The sequence below is a fragment of the Pedobacter sp. 05L430 genome (assembly GCF_056397585.1).
Window position 1 is genome coordinate 1 of record NZ_JBFTNT010000522.1, and the last position, 1408, is coordinate 1408.

A 1408-nucleotide genomic window follows, 5' to 3' on the forward strand; every position below is an offset into this window, starting at 1 on the left:
GGGAATAGGAATGCGTGTTAAGTTTTAAAATTAGAAACGCAGCAACAAACAAAAGGCTCCGGTATATTTACCGGAGCCTTTTGTTTGTTATAATATTTATACCTCTACTTAAGCGTATGGAATACCATCTTTTGATGGCAAACTACTGTGTCCCATTAAGTATTGATCTACTTTTCTGGCCGCTTCTCTTCCTTCAGATATTGCCCAAACTACTAATGATTGTCCACGGCGCATATCACCGGCAGCAAAGATCTTAGCAATATTGGTTTGGTATTTACCTTCTTCAGCTTTTACGTTTCCTCTGTTGTCAAGCTCAACACCAAGATTTTCAATTAATCCTTCCTTTTGAGGATGTAAAAAACCCATAGCTAAAAGAACAAGCTGACAAGGAAGATCACGTTCTGTTCCTGCTTTTTCTTTGAAGTTTACCGGGCGACCATTAGCGTCAATTTCCCATTCTACATCAACAACTTTTACAGCTTTCAGATTTCCGTTTTCGTCTTTGATGAACTCTTTGGTATTTACTCCCCATCCTCTTTCGCATCCCTCTTCATGAGAAGAAGTTACTTTTAACAACATTGGGTAAGTTGGCCAAGGCATGTTGCTGGTACGTTGTTGCGAAGGCATCGGCATAATTTCAAATTGAGTTACCGATTTTGCACCCTGACGGTTAGAAGTACCAATACAATCAGATCCTGTATCACCACCACCAATTACAATTACATCTTTACCGGTTGCTAATATAGCTTCACCATCAACTGCGAAGTTTTTAACTCGTTTGTTTTGTTGTTTTAAGAAATCCATTGCAAAGTGGACACCTTTCGCCTCTCTTCCTTTTGCAGGAAGATCTCTTGGAATGGTTGATCCACCAGCAAGAATAATTGATTGAAAATCTCTAAGTAAGGTATTCAATTCAACATTTACACCTACGTTTGAGTTACATTTAAATACGATACCTTCTTTTTCCATTAAAGCGATGCGTCTTGTTACAACATCTTTTTGTAATTTAAAATCTGGGATACCATAGTTAAGCAAACCACCTGGTGTGTCGTCACGTTCGTAAACAACTACCTCATGTCCGGCTTTGTTTAATTGAGCAGCAGCAGCTAAACCTGCAGGTCCTGAACCGATAACAGCTACTTTTTTACCAGTGCGGATTAGCGGTTGCTCTGCTTTAATATAACCTTTATCAAAGGCAATTTCAATAATGTGTTTCTCTATTTCCTCAATTGATACGGGTGATTTGTTAATTCCAAGTACACATGCTGATTCGCATGGTGCCGGGCAAATCCTTCCTGTAAATTCAGGGAAGTTGTTTGTGCTCAGTAAGATAGTGCTGGCCAGATGCCAGTCGCCTTTATATACAGCTTCATTGAATTCAGGAATCACGTTGCCTAAAGGACAACCC

General features: G+C 39.5%; 1 protein-coding gene. It reads right to left on the reverse strand.

The genetic code is table 11. The features are described from left to right. Nucleotides 1-108: 108 nt before the first annotated feature. A partial coding sequence (locus AC1DG9_RS27020; RefSeq protein WP_477635688.1) for a glutamate synthase subunit beta occupies nucleotides 109-1408 on the reverse strand: 1300 nt, incomplete at its 5' end.